The organism is Lysobacter sp. GQ73 (assembly GCF_059758755.1).
On record NZ_JCAXEE010000004.1, the window covers coordinates 46,443 to 62,979 of the forward strand.

General features: G+C 69.7%; 15 protein-coding genes and 1 other RNA gene. 11 read left to right on the forward strand and 5 right to left on the reverse strand.

The features are described from left to right. Positions 1–11: 11 nt before the first annotated feature. The 4 genes from AC6CH2_RS12835 to AC6CH2_RS12850 are packed head-to-tail and all read right to left on the reverse strand — an operon-like array spanning position 12 to position 3,701. The gene (locus AC6CH2_RS12835; RefSeq protein ID WP_498269577.1) at positions 12–1,397 is read right to left on the reverse strand and encodes an FAD-binding oxidoreductase; all 1,386 of its coding nucleotides are present in this window, start codon (positions 1,395–1,397) and stop codon (positions 12–14) included. Continuing rightward, on the reverse strand, positions 1,394–1,936 hold the full coding sequence (locus tag AC6CH2_RS12840; protein ID WP_498269578.1) for a metal-dependent hydrolase: 543 nt from the start codon (positions 1,934–1,936) through the stop codon (positions 1,394–1,396). The genes AC6CH2_RS12835 and AC6CH2_RS12840 overlap by 4 nt, the downstream gene beginning before the upstream one ends. 12 nt (positions 1,937–1,948) lie before the next feature. Beyond that, the gene (locus AC6CH2_RS12845) at positions 1,949–2,362 is read right to left on the reverse strand and encodes a YraN family protein (RefSeq protein ID WP_498269579.1); all 414 of its coding nucleotides are present in this window, start codon (positions 2,360–2,362) and stop codon (positions 1,949–1,951) included. Then, on the reverse strand, positions 2,346–3,701 hold the full coding sequence (locus tag AC6CH2_RS12850) for a penicillin-binding protein activator (protein ID WP_498269580.1): 1,356 nt from the start codon (positions 3,699–3,701) through the stop codon (positions 2,346–2,348). Before AC6CH2_RS12850 ends, AC6CH2_RS12845 begins: the two co-directional genes overlap by 17 nt. Positions 3,702–3,812: 111 nt before the next feature. Between AC6CH2_RS12850 and rsmI the strand changes: the two genes are divergently transcribed. Next, positions 3,813–4,640 carry a 16S rRNA (cytidine(1402)-2'-O)-methyltransferase gene (gene rsmI, locus AC6CH2_RS12855; RefSeq protein ID WP_498269581.1) on the forward strand — a complete coding sequence of 276 codons (828 nt, stop codon included), beginning with the start codon at positions 3,813–3,815 and terminating at the stop codon, positions 4,638–4,640. On the opposite strand, the gene AC6CH2_RS12860 is transcribed toward rsmI, so the two are convergent. Next, on the reverse strand, positions 4,637–4,990 hold the full coding sequence (locus AC6CH2_RS12860) for a hypothetical protein (protein ID WP_498269582.1): 354 nt from the start codon (positions 4,988–4,990) through the stop codon (positions 4,637–4,639). The two genes, rsmI and AC6CH2_RS12860, sit on opposite strands and share 4 nt — an antisense overlap. A gap of 74 nt (positions 4,991–5,064) precedes the next feature. On the opposite strand from AC6CH2_RS12860, the gene rnpB reads away from it, so the two are divergent. The 10 genes from rnpB to murG all read left to right on the forward strand — a co-directional run bounded on the left by rnpB (position 5,065) and on the right by murG (position 16,524). Further along, positions 5,065–5,424, forward strand: an RNA gene (rnpB, locus tag AC6CH2_RS12865) — RNase P RNA component class A. Positions 5,425–6,288: 864 nt separating this feature from the next. Continuing rightward, on the forward strand, positions 6,289–6,735 hold the full coding sequence (mraZ, locus tag AC6CH2_RS12870) for a division/cell wall cluster transcriptional repressor MraZ (protein ID WP_057916931.1): 447 nt from the start codon (positions 6,289–6,291) through the stop codon (positions 6,733–6,735). Next, positions 6,732–7,910, forward strand: a complete 1,179-nt coding sequence (gene rsmH / locus AC6CH2_RS12875) for a 16S rRNA (cytosine(1402)-N(4))-methyltransferase RsmH (RefSeq protein WP_498269583.1) — start codon at positions 6,732–6,734, stop codon at positions 7,908–7,910. The genes mraZ and rsmH overlap by 4 nt, the downstream gene beginning before the upstream one ends. Beyond that, positions 7,907–8,170 carry a cell division protein FtsL gene (gene ftsL, locus AC6CH2_RS12880; RefSeq protein WP_031371593.1) on the forward strand — a complete coding sequence of 88 codons (264 nt, stop codon included), beginning with the start codon at positions 7,907–7,909 and terminating at the stop codon, positions 8,168–8,170. The genes rsmH and ftsL overlap by 4 nt, the downstream gene beginning before the upstream one ends. Continuing rightward, on the forward strand, positions 8,167–10,146 hold the full coding sequence (locus AC6CH2_RS12885) for a peptidoglycan D,D-transpeptidase FtsI family protein (RefSeq protein ID WP_498269584.1): 1,980 nt from the start codon (positions 8,167–8,169) through the stop codon (positions 10,144–10,146). The genes ftsL and AC6CH2_RS12885 overlap by 4 nt, the downstream gene beginning before the upstream one ends. Further along, complete coding sequence (locus AC6CH2_RS12890; RefSeq protein ID WP_498269585.1) at positions 10,143–11,666, forward strand: UDP-N-acetylmuramoyl-L-alanyl-D-glutamate--2,6-diaminopimelate ligase; 1,524 nt, start codon at positions 10,143–10,145, stop codon at positions 11,664–11,666. The genes AC6CH2_RS12885 and AC6CH2_RS12890 overlap by 4 nt, the downstream gene beginning before the upstream one ends. After that, a complete protein-coding gene (locus AC6CH2_RS12895) occupies positions 11,663–13,054 on the forward strand; it encodes a UDP-N-acetylmuramoyl-tripeptide--D-alanyl-D-alanine ligase (protein ID WP_498269586.1) in 1,392 nt (463 codons plus the stop codon). The genes AC6CH2_RS12890 and AC6CH2_RS12895 overlap by 4 nt, the downstream gene beginning before the upstream one ends. Next, complete coding sequence (gene mraY, locus AC6CH2_RS12900) at positions 13,044–14,132, forward strand: phospho-N-acetylmuramoyl-pentapeptide-transferase (RefSeq protein WP_223619731.1); 1,089 nt, start codon at positions 13,044–13,046, stop codon at positions 14,130–14,132. The genes AC6CH2_RS12895 and mraY overlap by 11 nt, the downstream gene beginning before the upstream one ends. Beyond that, the gene (ftsW, locus tag AC6CH2_RS12905) at positions 14,132–15,439 is read left to right on the forward strand and encodes a putative lipid II flippase FtsW (protein ID WP_498269587.1); all 1,308 of its coding nucleotides are present in this window, start codon (positions 14,132–14,134) and stop codon (positions 15,437–15,439) included. Before mraY ends, ftsW begins: the two co-directional genes overlap by 1 nt. Further along, positions 15,436–16,524: an undecaprenyldiphospho-muramoylpentapeptide beta-N-acetylglucosaminyltransferase gene (murG, locus tag AC6CH2_RS12910; RefSeq protein ID WP_435393900.1), complete on the forward strand. Its 1,089-nt coding sequence runs from the start codon at positions 15,436–15,438 to the stop codon at positions 16,522–16,524. The genes ftsW and murG overlap by 4 nt, the downstream gene beginning before the upstream one ends. The last annotated feature ends 13 nt before the right edge of the window (positions 16,525–16,537 follow it).

Below are 16,537 nucleotides of genomic sequence, written 5' to 3' on the forward strand. Positions count from 1 at the left end.
GCGCGCGAGTCTCAGGCGTCCGGCAGCAGCTTGCCCGGGTTGAGGATGCCGTCGGGATCGAACACGGTCTTCACCTGACGCATCAGCGCCAGGGTGGCCGCATCGATGGCCTGCGGCATGAACTCGCGCTTGGCCAGGCCGATGCCGTGCTCGCCGGACAAGGTGCCGCCGAGCGCCAGGGCCAGGGCGAACACTCTCGACATCGCCGTGTGGGCGCGCGCGTTCTGATCGTCGTCGGCCGGGTCGTAGAGCAGGTTGACGTGCAGGTTGCCGTTGCCGGCATGGCCGAAACAGACGATCGGCAGGTCGAACTCGCGGGCCAGCGCCTGCACACCGTCGACCAGTTCGGGAATGCGCGACACCGGCACCACCACGTCTTCGTTGATCTTGCCCGGCGCCAAGGTGCGCAGCGACGGCGACAGCGCCTTGCGCGCGGCCCACAGTTTTTCGCGTGCGGCTTCGTCGCTGGCGTCGTCGAGCGAGATCAGGCCGTCGCCCTGCGCCGCGCGTTTCAGCGCCGCGATCGAATGCGGCAAGGTCTGGGCGTCGCCGTCGGCCTCGATCATCAACAAGGCGCCGGCGTCCGCGGGCAGGTCGGCGCCGCCGACGTCGCGCGCCAGGCGCACGGCATGGGCGTCCATGAATTCCAGCATCGACGGCGTCGCCGGTTGCGCCATCAGCCGCGCCACCGCCTGCGCCGCCGCCGAAACGTCGCGGTAGATCGCGCGCAAGGCCGCACGCGCCGGCGCGGACGGAGTCAGGCGCAGGCTGGCTTCGACGATCAGGGCCAGGGTGCCTTCGCTGCCGACCAGCAGGCGATGCAGGTCGTAGCCGGTCGAGCCCTTGGTGGTCGCGGTGCCGCAGACGATCAGCTCGCCGGCGCCGGTCACCGCGGTCAGCGCCAGGACGTTGTCGCGGCTGGCGCCGTATTTCACCGCGCGCGGCCCGCCTGCATTGCAGGCGAGGTTGCCGCCGACCGTGCTGAAGGCGGCGCTGGTCGGGTCCGGCGGCCAGAACAGGCCATGGGGTTTCAGCGCCGTTTGCAGATCGCCGTTGAGCACGCCGGGTTCGACGATCGCGCAACGGTCGCCCGGGCGGATCTCGAGGATCCGGTTCATGCGTTCGAACGAGACCACCACGCCGCCGGCGACCGGCACCGAGGCGCCGGTGGTGTTGGTGCCGCGGCCGCGTGCGATCACCGGCACGCGATGGCGGCGGCAGGCGCGCACCAGCGCGAGCACCTGCTCGCGGGTACGCGGCAGCGCCACTGCGTCCGGCATCGCCTGCCGGCGCGAGTTGTCGTAGGCATAGGCGAGGCGTTCGCCGGGATCGGTCAACCAGCCTTCGCCGAGCAGTCCCGACAACTCGCGTTGCAACTCGTCGGGCAGGGCGGTCATCGGGCGCGTTCCGAACGCGGCAGCCACTGCCGCATGGCCGCGCCGAGGGCGCCGGCGGCGAGCGCGGGCAACACGATCCAGCGCGCCTCCGACCACAGCACCTGCAGGCCGCGCGCGCTGAAGAAGCGCGCGCCGATCGGCGAGACCTCGATCGGCCGCCACGGCGCGAAGATCCGCTGGTCCGACCACGGCCAATACAGGGCGACGCCGAGGCCGCCGTCGGTCAGCGCGTCGAGCAACGGATGCGAGGCAGTGCAGACGAACAACCAGGCGGCCGCGGTCCATGGCGGTGCGCGCAGCCAGCGCGAGGCGAGCGCGCCGAGCGCGGCGACGAGCATGGCGAAGGCGAAGGAATGACTGGCGCCGCGATGGCCGAAGTCGTCGGCATAGGCGATGCCGAGCTTGAACGCGACCACGTCGGCGTCCGGCAACACCGCGGCGAGCGCGCCGGCGATCAGCAGGCGACGGTCGATCGCCCGCGAGCCCAGCGCCCAGCCCAGGGCGAGCGGAACCATGGCGTGAGTCATTACGGTCGGCATGGTGCGGTCGTCTCAGAGATCGTCGGCGCGGAAGGCGTCGCGCAACCAGTTCAGGCGCGGCGCAGTGGGGTCGCCGTCGGCCTCGATCACGTCGAAGCGGCAGGCGCTGTCGGCGAGGCGGGGATGCGCGGCGAGGAAACTCTGCGCCGCCAGCACCAGCTTGCGGCGCTTGCGCGCATCGACCGAGGCCGCTCCGCCGCCGTAGCGATCGTCGCGGCGGTAGCGCACTTCGACGAACACCAGCACGGCGGCGTCGAGCATCACCAGGTCGAGTTCGCCGAAGCGGTAGTTGGCGTTCGCCGCGACCGCGCGCAGGCCGGCGGCGAGCAAGTGCGCGCGTGCGGCCGCTTCGACCGCGGCGCCTCGCGCGCGCCGGTCCGACGCCGGCGGCGCCGGCGCTGCGTTGCGATCAGCGGCGCGAGGCATCCGCCAGCGGCACCGCGACGCCGCTGCTGAAGGTCGACCATGCCGGCGTGCGCAGCACCGTGCCGAAGCCGTCGACGCGCAGCACGCCGGTGGCGCCGGCGACGAAGGCGTCCGAGCGGGTGGCAAGGCGTTCGAGGTAAGCCGACAGCAACCAGGCGTCGTAACCGAAGGCGAACAGGCGCGCGGCCGGGCCGCGTGCGGTCGGCAGGGTGGCGCCGGCGCCGACGGCCGGCGGCAGCCCGCGCACGCCGCCGCTGGTCCAGGATTCCGACGGGAAGGCGATGCCGTCCAGGATCCGGTCCTGCTCCGGCTTGCCGGTGCCCGACAGCAACTGCGAGGTCGCCACCCGCGGCTTGTCGGCCAAGCCGACGATCGCGAGCTTCGGAATCAACGTGCGTGCGGCGCTGCCCTTGGTCGCCAGGAACACGGCGTCGACGCCGCCTTCCTTGGCGACGAACGGCGCCAGATCGGCGGTGCCTTCGCCGATGATGTCGGTGACCTGGGCGCCGCGCGCGGCCAGGCGCTCCTTGAGCGCGGCGATCGCGCGGCGCTGGCCGTCGTCGCCGCCGCCGATGGCGAGCACGCGCGCGACCTTGCGCTCGAGCAGGTAGTCGGCCGCGGCGATCCCTTCGTCCTCGGGCGTCAGCGAGAAGCTGACGTTGCCGCTGGGCGGAGCGACGTTGCCGCGGTTGAGCGCCAGCACCGGCACCGGCAGGGCGGCCTTGCCGAACAGGGCGCTGACTTCGTCGCGGCCGAGCGGGCCGATCACGAAGTCGTGGCCCGCGGCGGCGGCTTTGTCATAGGCGGCGAGGGTGCCGCCGGCGGTGCCGGAGGTGTCGTAGAACGCGATTTCGGGACGGCGCCGGCTTTCGCCGTAGTAGCCGGCGAGCAAGCCGTCGCGCACCGGCGCCGACGCGGTCGCAAGCGCGCCGGTCAGCGGCAGCAACACCGCCAGCTTGACCGGCGGGCGGTAACCGTCGCTGTCGGCCGGCGGGCGCTGGCCGGCAGCGCCGAAGCTCCAGTTCGAGGTCTGGTCGAACGGACGCGGCAAGGGCAGGCCGCGCTGCATCAGCTGGCGGCCGAGGTAGTTGTAGAGCGGATCGCCGACCGGCGCGGCATCGGCTTCGCGCGCGAGCGTGGCGTTGTCGAGTTGCGACAGCAGGCGTTCGATCTGTTGCTCGTTCTGGGTCCGCGCCGCGCCGCTGAGGCTGGCGTTGTTGCGGGCGAGGTGAGCCGCCTGGGCGATCAGCGGATTGGCCGCATTGACCGCGGCGACCGGACGGGTTTCGACCGTGGCGCAGCCGCCGAGCAGGGCGGTTGCGGCCAGAAGGCTGAACATCCATGTCATCGCGGGCCGGTTTTGCTTTGAATTCATCGGCTTGCATCCGCCGTCCAGCGGCGTTCCTGTGGGACCGGTTAGGATTCTACCCGCCCTTACCCTAAGCGTACGATGCAGACCTCCGGCACCCTTCATATTGTGGCAACCCCGATCGGCAACCTCGGCGACCTGTCGCCGCGCGCGCTCGAGACCTTGCGTACGGTCGCGGCGATCTGCGCCGAGGACACGCGCCACACCCGCCAGCTGCTGGCGCACTTCGGCCTGGAACGGCCGCTGCTGGCGCTGCACCAGCACAACGAGGAACAGCAGGCGGCGCAGTTGGTGGCGCGCCTGCAGGCCGGCGATTCGCTGGCCCTGGTGTCCGATGCCGGCACGCCGCTGGTCAGCGATCCGGGCTTTCGCCTGGTGCGCGCCGCGCGCGCCGCCGGCATCCGGGTCTCACCGGTGCCCGGCGCCTGCGCCGCGATCGCCGCGCTGAGCGTTGCAGGCCTGGCCTCGGATCGGTTCAGTTTCGAGGGTTTCCTGCCGGCCAAGAGCTCGGCCCGGCGCGAACGCCTGACCCGGCTCGCCGCCGAGCCGCAGACCTTGTTGTTCTATGAGTCCTCCCACCGGATCGAGGACACCCTCGACGACATGGTCAACAGCTTCGGCTTCGAACGCCCGGCGGTACTGGCGCGCGAGCTGACCAAGCTGTTCGAGACCGTGCTCGACGGCTCGCTCGGCGAGCTCGCCGCGCGGGTCAAGGCCGACCCGAACCAGCGCAAGGGCGAGTTCGTGGTGATCGTCGAGGGCGCCGGCGACGATGCCGACGCCAAGGTCGTCGAAGGCCTGCGCCTGTACGCCAAGTTGAAAGAGCACCTGCCGCCGTCGACCGCGGCGAAGCTGGCGGCGGAGCTCAGCGGCGCGCCGCGCAAGGCCTTGTACGGCAGCGGCGACTAAGGCGTCGATCCGTCCCGGGCGGCCGCGCGCTGGCGCTCGAGCGCGGCGATCAGCGCCTCGATCAGTTCTGCACCGGCCACGACCTGGAAGTTCCAGATGTCTTCGGAGACGAAGATCGGCCGGCCGTTGAGGCGCAGCACCCGTTCGCCGCCGTCGATGCCGAAGTTGCGTTCCAGCTCGGTCTCGCTGGCGCGGATCGCGCGGTAGGCCGGCCAGAACGCCTCGCGCAGTTCGCTTTCGCTCCACGAAGGCAGGCGCTCGGCCAGATCCTGGGCGCCGGCCAGCCCGTGCCGGCGCAGCATGCCCAAGGGGTAGAGCGGGTAGTGGTCTTCCGGGTCGTCGTGGTGCATGAGCTCGGCGCTCCTTTGCCCTGGATGAGTCCTTTCCGCCGGTTCGGCCCCTGCGCGTGCGACAATGCCGGCGCGGAGTCGGCCAGGCAGTCGCGTCATCGGATCGCAAGATCCGGTGCCGAGGAAAGTCCGGGCTCCACAGGGCACGGTGCCAGGTAACGCCTGGGCGGCGCAAGCCGACGGAAAGTGCAACAGAGAGTAGACCGCCGAACGGCCCGCAAGGGTGCGTGGTAAGGGTGAAACGGTGCGGTAAGAGCGCACCGCGAGTCTGGCAACAGACCGGCACGGCAAACCCCACCGGGAGCAAAACCAAATAGGGAGACTATGTCGCGGCCCGCGATGTCTCCGGGTAGGTTGCTTGAGCGTAACGGCGACGTTGCGCCTAGAGGAATGACTGTCCACGACAGAACCCGGCTTATCGGCCGGCTTCGCGCTTTTCCAGGCTGCGCCTGGAAAACCCTAAAATTTGCTGGGCAAATTTTGGGCCCCGCTATGCGCTTCCAAATCCCCGCCCCGTTGGGGCGGCGTTCTTCGGGCTACGCCCTGAGAACCCCGAAGTTCGCTGCGCAAACTTCGGGCCCCGCTATGTACGTCCAAATCCCCGCCCCGTGGGGGCGCCCCCTTTACTAAAGGGGGCTCTCGATTGGGCTTTGGTTTGGGCTGCTTGCTTTGCTCGGTGCCTGCGTCGGCGATCACGATGATCGCTGCGGCTTGTCTTCCTCTCCCGCTGGCGGGAGAGGTGGGTGAGGGCGGACTAGGGCTCGGCTGGCAGCCGCTTCCGGGTCCTGTTCTTCGGGCCCGGCGCTTGGCGGGTGATCGGCTTGCTGGCGCGATTTGGCCTCGATCCCCGGCACCGACCCTTTAGGCTGAACGGGTGCCGCAGGGCAGCAGCCATTGGCCGCCCATTCGCATGCGGATGTTCCGATAGTTGCGGCCGATCATGCCGGCAAATCCCGAGCTTCTGCGCTGATCGGCACGGCTTGCTGCTGCGCAACAAGACTTTAACAACTGTGACGGCCATCGCGTGAGGGTCACTTTGTGACGTGCTGAGTCTCAAAATGTGAGACGAAACAAAGGTTAGTGGATAAGTCTTGAATAAGACTCTGAAGTCCGCCGCAAGCCATTGATGTGCTTGGTGAAATTCGGCCCGGAAAGTTGTTGACAACCTTGTGCACCCTGCTAATGTGGACATCCGAGGGAAAACCTGGGTTTTTGTGGGTTTTCGAGGCCAGCCGTCCAGCCGGGCGGGTGAACTGAGGTGACCCGTCCGGTAGAGACGGGAACCACAAAGGTGCGCAATGTTCCAGGGCGAAACCGCCATCACGATCGATGACAAGGGACGGCTGGCGGTACCCACCGCCTACCGCGACGTCGTCGCGCGCGAATGCGGCAACCGCCTGGTCATCACCTACAACCCGTTCGAGTCGGGTTCGCTCTATCTGTATCCGCTGTCGATCTGGGAACGCGTTCGCGACCAGGTCAACAAGCTGCCCAAGGCCAAGAAGGTCAACCGCAACATGCAGCTCAAGCTGGTCGGCGCGGCCGCCTTCGTCGAACTCGACGGCAACGGCCGCATCACCCTGCCGGGCAGCCATCGCGCCGCGGTCGGCATCGAGAAGAAAGCCGTCTTGCTGGGTATGGGCGACAAGTTCGAGTTATGGAGCGAGCAGGCGCATCACGCGCAGATCCGTCAGACGATCACCGACGACGATCTGAGCGACGAGCTGCTCGACCTGCAGCTATGACGGGCGGTGGCATGGAACGCACGCACGCGCGATCCGGCCACCTTCCCGTGATGTACCGGCAGGTGCTGGATGGCCTGCGGGTGCTCGGGAACGGTGCCTATCTCGACGGCACGTTCGGACGCGGCGGGCATGCCCGCGGCGTGCTGGAGCTTTTGCAAGCGCGAGGCCGGCTGCTGGTGATGGACAAGGACCCGGAAGCGATCGCCGTGGCCGAACGCGAGTTCGGTGGCGACCCGCGCGTGTCGATCTATCGCGGCAGCTTCGCCGACCTGGCCCATTGGGACGAAACCGCCGGAGGCCTCGACGGCGTGCTGCTGGACCTGGGCGTGTCCTCGCCGCAGCTCGACGTCGCCGAGCGCGGTTTCAGCTTCGGCAAGGACGGCCCGCTCGACATGCGCATGGACCCCGACAGCGGCCAGAGCGCGGCGCAGTGGCTGGCCTCGGCCTCGGAGAAAGAGATCGCCGAGGTGCTGTGGACCTATGGCGAAGAGCGCCAGAGCCGCAAGATCGCCCGCACCATCGTCGCCCGCCGCAGCGAGCAACCCTTGCTGCGCACCGCCCAGTTGGCCGACCTGATCGCTTCGGTGATGCCGCGCGGCGACAACAAGATCCATCCGGCGACCCGCAGCTTCCAGGCGATCCGCATCTTCATCAACCGCGAACTGGCCGATCTCGAAGCCGGCCTCGACGCGGCGCTGGCTCGCCTCAAGCCCGGCGGCCGCCTGGCGGTGATCAGCTTCCACTCGCTCGAAGACCGCATCGTCAAGCAGTTCATCGCCCGCCACTCCAAGGCGCCGCCGGCCAACCGGCGCATGCCGATCGAGCTGGCGTTCACCCCGACCCTGCTGGCGATCGGCGGCGCGCAGAAGGCCTTCGACGAAGAAACCGCGAGCAACCCGCGCGCGCGCAGCGCAGTGCTGCGGGTGGCCGAGAAGCTGCCGGGACTCGGCGAGGAGCCGGGACTCGGGTTTCGGGACTCGGGACTCGGTCAAAAGCCGGATCTCGGGACTCAAGGCTCCGGATTCGCTCACGCGAAGACGGCCTCTGTGCCCCCGAAGCCGAAGCACCTTCATCAGTTGGAAGCCCAAGCGCCTTACCCAGTCCCGAGTTCCGAGTTCCGAGTTCCGGCTCCTGGCCGAGTCCCGAGTCCCGAAACCCGAGTCCCGACCATATGATGCGCCTGCTGCTCGCCCTGCTGATCGTCGCCAACGTGGTCTCGGCCCTGTTGGTGGTGTTCGCGCGCCATGAGCATCGCCAGTTGTTCGTGCAACTCAACAAGCTCCAGCGCGAGCGCGACGAGCTCAACATCGAGTTCGGCCGCCTGCAGCTGGAACAGGCCACCTGGGCGGAGAGCAACCGCATCGACCAGGTCGCGCGCGAGCGCATCGGGATGAAGTTCCCGGAAGGCGCCGAAACCGTGGTGATCCGGCCATGAACGGTCGCAAGCCGCATCGCCCCACCCGCAGCGGGCCGCTCGATCGCGTGCTCGGCGAGCGCGGCCGCGGCGGCGGTTTCGACCGCCTGGTCGAGGGCATCGGCGAGCGCTTCGCGCGCGCCCGCGAAGACCGCGGCTCGCGCGGCAACAAGCCGCGCGGTCGCGTCGCCCAGTTCAACCTGCGCAACCGCCTGATCCTGGTCGGCGGCTCGCTCGGCCTGTGCGCGGTCGCCCTGGTCGGGCGCGCGCTGGACCTGCAGGTCATCAGCAACGATTTCTATCGCCAGCAGGGCGATGCGCGTTCGCTGCGCGAGATCCCGATCCCGACCTCGCGCGGCATGATCACCGACCGCAACGGCGAGCCGCTGGCGGTGTCGACCCCGGTCGAGTCGATCTGGGGCAACCCCAAGGAGCTGGCCAAGAACCCCGAGCGCCTGCCGGAGCTGGCCAAGGCGCTGGGTGTGTCGCGCGACGAGCTGACCCGCAAGCTGGCCCAGCGCGCCGGCAAGGAATTCATGTACCTCAAGCGCCGGATCAATCCGGACGAGGCGCGCAAGATCCTGGCCCACAAGGTGCCGGGGGTGTTCTCGCAGCGCGAGTTCCGCCGCTTCTACCCGCAGGGCGAGGCGATGGCGCACGTGCTGGGCTTCACCAACATCGACGACCGCGGCCAGGAAGGCCTGGAGCTGGCGTTCGACCACGAGCTACGCGGCAAGCCCGGCACCAAGCGGGTGATCCGCGACGGCGCCGGCCGCATCGTCGAGAACGTCGACCTGGTGCAGTCGGCCGAGCCGGGCAAGGACCTGACCCTCACTCTCGACCGCCGCATCCAGTACCTGACCTATCGCGAACTGCGCCGGGCGCTGGTCGAAACCGGCGCCAGCAGCGCCTCGGCGGTCGTGCTCGACATCGAAACCGGCGAAGTGCTGGCGATGGCGAACCTGCCGACCTACAACCCGAACCTGCTCAGCGCCGGCAACCGCGACACCCATCGCAACCGCGCGGTCACCGACGTGGTCGAGCCGGGTTCGACGATGAAGCCGATCACCGTCGCCGCCGCGCTCAACGCCGGCGCGGTCAAGCCCACGACCCTGGTCAACACCACGCCGGGCTGGATGCCCAATGGCCGCTATCGCATCACCGACACCCACAACAACGGCGTGCTGACCGTTACCGGCGTGATCACCAAGAGCTCCAACGTCGGCGCGGCCAAGCTCGCGCTGCCGTTGCCGAACGACTACTACTACAACTTCATCCGCGGCTTCGGTTACGGCCAGAAGCCCAACAGCGGCTTCCCGGGCGAGTCCTCGGGCCTGCTCGCGCCGCCGTCGCGCTGGAGCGGCACCACCAAGGCGACCATGTCCTACGGCTACGGGCTGTCAGCGACGCCGGTGCAGATCGCCATGGCCTACGCGGCGATGGCCAACGGCGGCCGGCTGATCCAGCCGACCTTCGTCAAGGGCCAGCGCAACGAAGCGCGGCAGGTGCTGGACCCGGCGGTGGCCGGCGAAATCATGCGGATGATGCAGACCGTGACCGAGCCGGGCGGCACCGCCAAGCAGGCGGCGATCCTCGGCTATCACGTCGCCGGCAAGACCGGCACCACCCGCAAGTTCAGCGCCACCGGCGGTTACTCGCGCAAGTACGTGTCCTTGTTCGCCGGCGTGGTACCGGTGGAGAAGCCGCGCTTCTCGATGGTGGTGGTGGTCAGCGAGCCCGACCCGACCAAGCGCGGTTACTACGGCGGCTCGGTGTCCGGACCGGTGTTCCGCAACGTCATGGACGGCGCGCTGCGCCTGATGGACGTGGCGCCCGACGACATCGAAACCTGGCTGGCGGTGCAGGCCGCGGCCGAAGCCAAGCGTCTCAAGCAGAACGGCGGCAAGCCGAGCGGCCCGGTGCTTCCGGCGGCGACCCAGACCGTCGCGCCGCCGCCGATCGCCGCGGGCACGATGATCCAGGGAGGGGCGCGATGAGCCGCCTGATGCCCTTGGCCGAACTGTTGCCCGACATCGCCGGCATCCCCGGCGATCTGCGTATCACCGGCCTGGTGATGGACAGCCGCGCGGTGCGTCCCGGCAATGCCTTCGTCGCGATCGCCGGGTTCGGCGCGCACGGCCTGGGTTTCGTCGAGCAGGCGCGCGCCAACGGCGCCAGCGCGATCCTGTTCGAGCCGCCCGCACCCGATGAACTGCCGGCTCCGGCCGATGCGATTGCCGTGCCCGGCCTGCGCGCGCGCCTGGGCGAGATGGGCGATCGTTTTCACGGCCGCGCCACCGACGCGATGACCGTGGTCGGAGTGACCGGCACCAACGGCAAGACCTCGACCGTGCAGTTGATCGCACAGGCCTGGGCCTTGCGCGGCATCCGCTGCGGCAGCGTCGGCACCCTCGGCGCCGGCTTGTACGGCGAAATCGTCCCGACCGGTTTCACCACGCCGCTGGTCCTGCAGCTGCACGAACTGTTGGCCGACATGCGCGAGGCCGGCGCCAGCGCGATCGCGATGGAAGTCAGCTCGCACGCGCTCGACCAGGGCCGCGTCGCCGGCGTGCACTTCGACGTCGGCGTGTTCACCAACTTGACCCGCGATCATCTCGACTATCACGGCGACATGGCGACCTACGGCGCGGCCAAGGCGCGTCTGTTCGCGTGGCCCGGCCTCAAGGCCGCGGCGATCAACCTCGACGACGAATTCGGCCGCGAACTGATCGCCAAGCTGCCCAAGTCGGTGCGCGCGATCGGCCTGAGCTCGCGCGACCGCGACCACGCCGTCGTCCGCGCCGAGGCCCTGAGCTTCGACAATCGCGGCATCGGCTTCGATCTGGTCGTTGACGGCCAGACCCATGCGGTCGTGTCGCCGCTGTTGGGGCGCTTCAACGTCGACAACCTGCTGGCGGTGGCCGGCACCCTGTACGCGCTCGGCGACAAGCCGGCGCAGATCGCCGAGACCCTGTCGCAACTGCAGCCGATCCATGGCCGCATGAACCGCCTCGGCGGCGACGGTGTCGCGCCCCTGGTGGTGATCGATTACGCGCACACGCCGGACGCGCTGGAACAGGCGCTGGCCTCGCTGCGCTCGCACGCCGGCGCGCGACTGATCTGCGTGTTCGGCTGCGGCGGCGAACGCGATCGCGGCAAGCGCCCGCAGATGGCGGCGATCGCCGAGCACGGCGCCGACCTGGTCATCGTCACCGACGACAACCCGCGCGGCGAAGACGGCGAGGTCATCGTCGCCGACATCATGGCCGGCCTGCGGGACCCGCAGCGCGCGGTGATCCTGCGCGACCGCCGCGCGGCGATCGGCCACGCCATCGCCCAGGCCGACGCCGGCGACATCGTGCTGATCACCGGCAAGGGCCACGAGCCTTATCAGGAGATCCATGGCGTGCGCCATGCTTTCGACGACACCGAGGTAGCCCGTGCGGCGCTGGAGGCTCGCGCGCCCCGCATGGATGGGCAGGCGGCGCGGACCCAGAGTGGGCAGGAGCGGCCATGAAGAGCCTGCGACTGTCCGAAATCGCGCGCATGACCGGCGGCCGCCTGCAGGGCGCCGATGCGGCGATCGAACTCGTCGTCACCGACACCCGCGCGCTGCCCGAACGCGGCGCGGCGCTGTTCGTCGCGCTCAAGGGCGAGCGCTTCGACGGCCACGATCACCTCGCCAAACTCGCCGGCACCACGGTCGCCGGCGCGCTGGTCGCGCGCGAGACCGATGCGCCGGTGGCCCAGGTCGTGGTCGCCGACAGCGAGCGCGCGCTCGCCGACCTCGCCGCCGCGATGCAGGCGCAGCGCAGCGGCAACACCGTCGTCGCGATCACCGGCAGCAACGGCAAGACCAGCGTCAAGACCCTGACCGCGGCGATCCTGGAGCGCGCCGGCCGCACGTATGCGACGCCGGGCAACCGCAACAACGAGATCGGCCTGCCGCTGGCGGTGCTCGACGCGCCGGAAGACGCCCGGTTCTCGATTTACGAAATGGGCGCCGGCAAGCCCGGCGACATCGCTTACCTGGTGGGCGTCGCGCGTCCGCAGGTGGCCCTGGTCAACAACATCGCCCCGGCGCACCTGGAGCGCATGGGCAGCCTGCTCGGCATCGCCGACACCAAGGCGGCCATCTACGACGCACTGCCCGCCGGCGGCGTGGCGGTGATCAACGCCGACGACGCCTTCGCCCCGTATTTCGGCGAACGCGCGGCCGGGCGCCGGGTCATCCGCTTCGGCCTCGAGTCCAGCGCGGACGTGACCGCCCGGGATATTCGCGTCGGCACCGACGGTTCGAGGTTCGCGTTGGTGACGCCGCAGGGCCGGGCGGATATCGCCTTGAACCTGGTCGGCCGGCACAACGTGCGCAACGCGCTCGCCGCGACCGCGCTGGCGCTGGGCGCCGGCGCCGGGTTCGACGCGGTCGTCGCCGGCCTCAACGCCGCCCAGCCGGTCGAGGGTCGCCTGATCACCCACCGTCTCGACAACGGCGCGGTGTTGATCGACGACAGCTACAACGCCAACCCCGGCTCGACCGCGGCGGCGATCGACGCGCTGGCCGAAATCGGCGGCGAGAACTGGCTGGTGCTCGGCGACATGCGCGAGATCGGCAACGACGAAATCGCCATGCACGCCGACATCGGCCGCCACGCCAAGGCCTCCGGCGTCCGCCGCCTGTACGCGCTCGGCGCGCTCAGCGCCGTCGCGGCGCAGGCCTTCGGCGAGGGCGCCAGCGTGCACGCGAGCCATGCCGAGCTCGCGCAGGCGCTGGCCGCCGATCTGCGCGAAGGCGTGCGGGTGTTGGTCAAGGGGTCGCACAGCAGTGCGATGGATCGGATCGTGACGGCGTTGCTGTCCGCGCAGAAGCCCGCACAGGGGAAGGGGACGACGCATGTTGCTTGAATTGACTCGCTGGCTCGAACAACTGCAGAGCCTCTTCGGTCTTTTTGGTTATCTGACCTTCCGCGGCATCCTCAGCGCGCTGACCGCGCTGGCCTTGTCGTTGTGGTGGGGGCCGGCGGTGATCCGCAAGCTCGCCCAGTACAAGGGCGGCCAGCCGATCCGCCAGGACGGCCCGCAGACGCATTTCTCCAAGGCCGGCACGCCGACCATGGGCGGGGCGCTGATCCTGGTCACGGTGCTGGCCTCGGTGCTGCTGTGGGGCGACCTGCGCAACCGTTACGTCTGGCTGGTGCTGGCGGTGATGCTGGCGTTCGGCGCGATCGGCTGGTACGACGACTGGATCAAGATCGTCCACCGCGACCCCAACGGCCTGAAGTCGCGCTGGAAGTATCTGCTGCAGTCGATCTTCGGCCTGGCCGCCGGCGCCTTCCTGTACTTCACCGCCGATCCCTCGACCGCGGCCAGCACGACCTTCTACGTGCCGCTGATCAAGGCCATCGCGATCCCGCTCGGCGCCGGCCTGATCGTGGTCGCCTACTTCTGGATCGTCGGCTTCTCCAATGCGGTCAACCTGACCGACGGCCTCGACGGCCTGGCGATCATGCCGACGGTGCTGGTCGCCTGCGCGTTGGGTGTGTTCGCCTATGCCTCCGGCCATGCCGAGTTCTCCAAGTACCTGCAGATCCCGCAGGTGCCCGGGGCCGGCGAGCTGGTGATCATCTGCGCGGCGATCGCCGGCGCCGGGCTCGGCTTCCTGTGGTTCAACACCTACCCGGCGATGGTGTTCATGGGCGACATCGGCGCGCTCGCCCTCGGCGCGGTGCTCGGCACCATCGCAGTGATCGTGCGCCAGGAACTGGTGCTGGTGATCATGGGCGGCGTGTTCGTCATCGAGACCCTGTCGGTGATGATCCAGGTCGCCTCGTTCAAGCTCACCGGCAAGCGCGTGTTCCGCATGGCGCCGATCCATCACCACTTCGAACTCAAGGGCTGGCCCGAGCCGCGGGTGATCGTGCGCTTCTGGATCATCTCGGTGGTGCTGGTGCTGGTCGGCCTGGCCACGCTCAAGGTCCGTTGATGGAAAATTCCGCACGCCAGGCAACGCGACTCGACGCCATCCACGGGCGCTACGACCCGTGGTTGCTCGCCGTGTCCGCGGCGCTGGCCTGCACGGGCGTGATCATGGTCGGCTCGGCCTCGCTCGGCGTGGCCGCGACCCATGAGGTCGACCCGTTCTACTTCCTGACCCGCCACCTGATTTTCCTGTCGGTCGGCCTGGGCCTGGGCTTCTGGCTGATGCGCACCGAGCTCAAGACCATCGAGCAGCACAACCAGTGGCTGCTGCTGGTCTGCGTGGTGTTGCTGCTGCTGGTGTTCGTGCCGGTGATCGGCAAGCAGGTCAACGGCGCCAAACGCTGGATCAATCTCGGCCCGGCCAGCTTCCAGGCGGTCGAGGCGGTCAAGCTGCTCTACATCGTCTGGCTGGCGAGTTATCTGAAGCGCTTCAGCGAAGACATCTCGGCTACCTGGGGCGCGATGCTCAAGCCGATCGGCGTGGCCGTGGTGCTGGTGGCCTTGTTGTTGATGCAACCCGACTTCGGTTCGTCTTCGCTGCTGTTGGCGATCACCGCCGGCATGCTGGTGCTCGGCGGCGTCAACATGCCGCGCATGTTCGGCCCGGTGCTGATCGGCCTGCCGGTGCTGGCGATCGTCGCCATCGCCGAGCCCTACCGCGTCACCCGCCTGACCTCGTTCCTGAATCCCTGGGTCGACCCGTTCGGCACCGGCTATCAGCTGACCAACGCGCTGATGGCGGTCGGCCGCGGCGAGTGGACCGGGGTCGGCCTCGGCGCGTCGGTGCAGAAGCTGTCCTACCTGCCCGAGGCGCATACCGACTTCATCATGGCGGTGATCGGCGAGGAATTCGGTTTCGCCGGCGTCTGCGCGGTGGTCGGCATGTACGTGTTGCTGGCCGGGCGCGCCTTGTGGATCGGGCTGAAGTGCGTCGAGATGCGTCGCCACTTCTCCGGCTACGTCGCTTTCGGCATCGCCCTGTGGATGGGGCTGCAGAGCTTCGTCTCGATCGGCGTGAACCTGGGCCTGCTGCCGACCAAGGGCCTGACCCTGCCGATGATTTCCTACGGCGGCTCCAGCGTGCTGATGAGCTGCGCCGCGCTCGGCGTGCTGCTGCGCGTGTCCTACGAACTCGACCGCGCCCAGCGCCAGGTCGCGCGCCTGCGCGGCGAAGCCGGGCAGGGCGCGGCGCCGTCGGCAGCGGCGAGCGCCGGCCCCGCGCCCTCGGCCAATGCGCGCAACCACGACAATGCGCGCGGCACCAGCCGCCTGCGCCAGCGCGCGGAGCCTTCGCTCGGGAGGTCGGCATGAGCGAGCTGCGCGCGAGCGAACGCCCGGTGATGATTCTCGCCGGCGGCACCGGCGGCCACATTTTCCCCGGCCTCGCAGTGGCCAAGGCCCTGCGCGGCCGCGGCGTCCCGGTGTGCTGGCTCGGCGCCGACGGCGGCATGGAAACGCGCCTGGTGCCGCAGCACGACGTCGCCATCGACACCATCGCGATCAGCGGCGTGCGCGGCAAGGGCCTGGCCACGTTGCTGCGCGCGCCGTTCCGTCTGCTGTCGTCGGTGCGCGCGGCGCAGCGCGTGCTGCGCCAGCGCCAGCCACGCGCGGTGGTGAGTTTCGGCGGCTACGCGGCCGGCCCCGGCGGCCTGGCCGCGCGCCTGGCCGGCGTGCCGCTGATCGTGCACGAACAAAATCGCGCCCCAGGCATGACCAACCGAGTGCTCTCGCGTTTCGCGGGCAGCGTGCTGACCGGCTTTCCGGACACTTTCGCGGGCGGCCGCGAACAAGTGGTCGGCAATCCGGTGCGCGCCGAGATCGCGGCGATCGCCGCGCCGGCGCAACGTTTCGCCGAACGCAGCGGGCCGCTGCGCCTGCTCGTGCTCGGCGGCAGCCAGGGCGCGCGTGCACTCAACGCCGGCGTGCCCGCGGCGATCGCCGGCCTGCGCGGCCGGGTGCCCTGCGAAGTGCGGCATCAGTGCGGCGAGAAGCTGCGCGAAGACGCCGAACGCGCCTATGCCGCGGCCGGCGTGGTCGCGTCGGTCGAACCCTTCATCGCCGACATGGCCGCCGCCTACGCCTGGGCCGACCTGGTGGTGTGCCGCGCCGGCGCGCTGACCCTGGCCGAACTGTGCGCGGCCGGAGTCGGCAGCGTGCTGGTGCCGTTCCCGCAGGCGGTCGACGACCACCAGACCAAGAACGCGCGTTTCCTGGTCGATCGCGGCGCGGCGCAACTGCTGCCGCAGGCCGGCGACCTGGCCGAGCGCCTGTCGGCGACCATCGAAATCCTGGCTGAGCGCGGCGTGCTGTTGCAGATGGCCAACGCCGCGCGTGCGCTGGCCAAGCCCGACGCCGCCGAACGCGTCGCCGACGTGGTGCTGGAGGCGGGGCGATGAACGCTTGGCTACG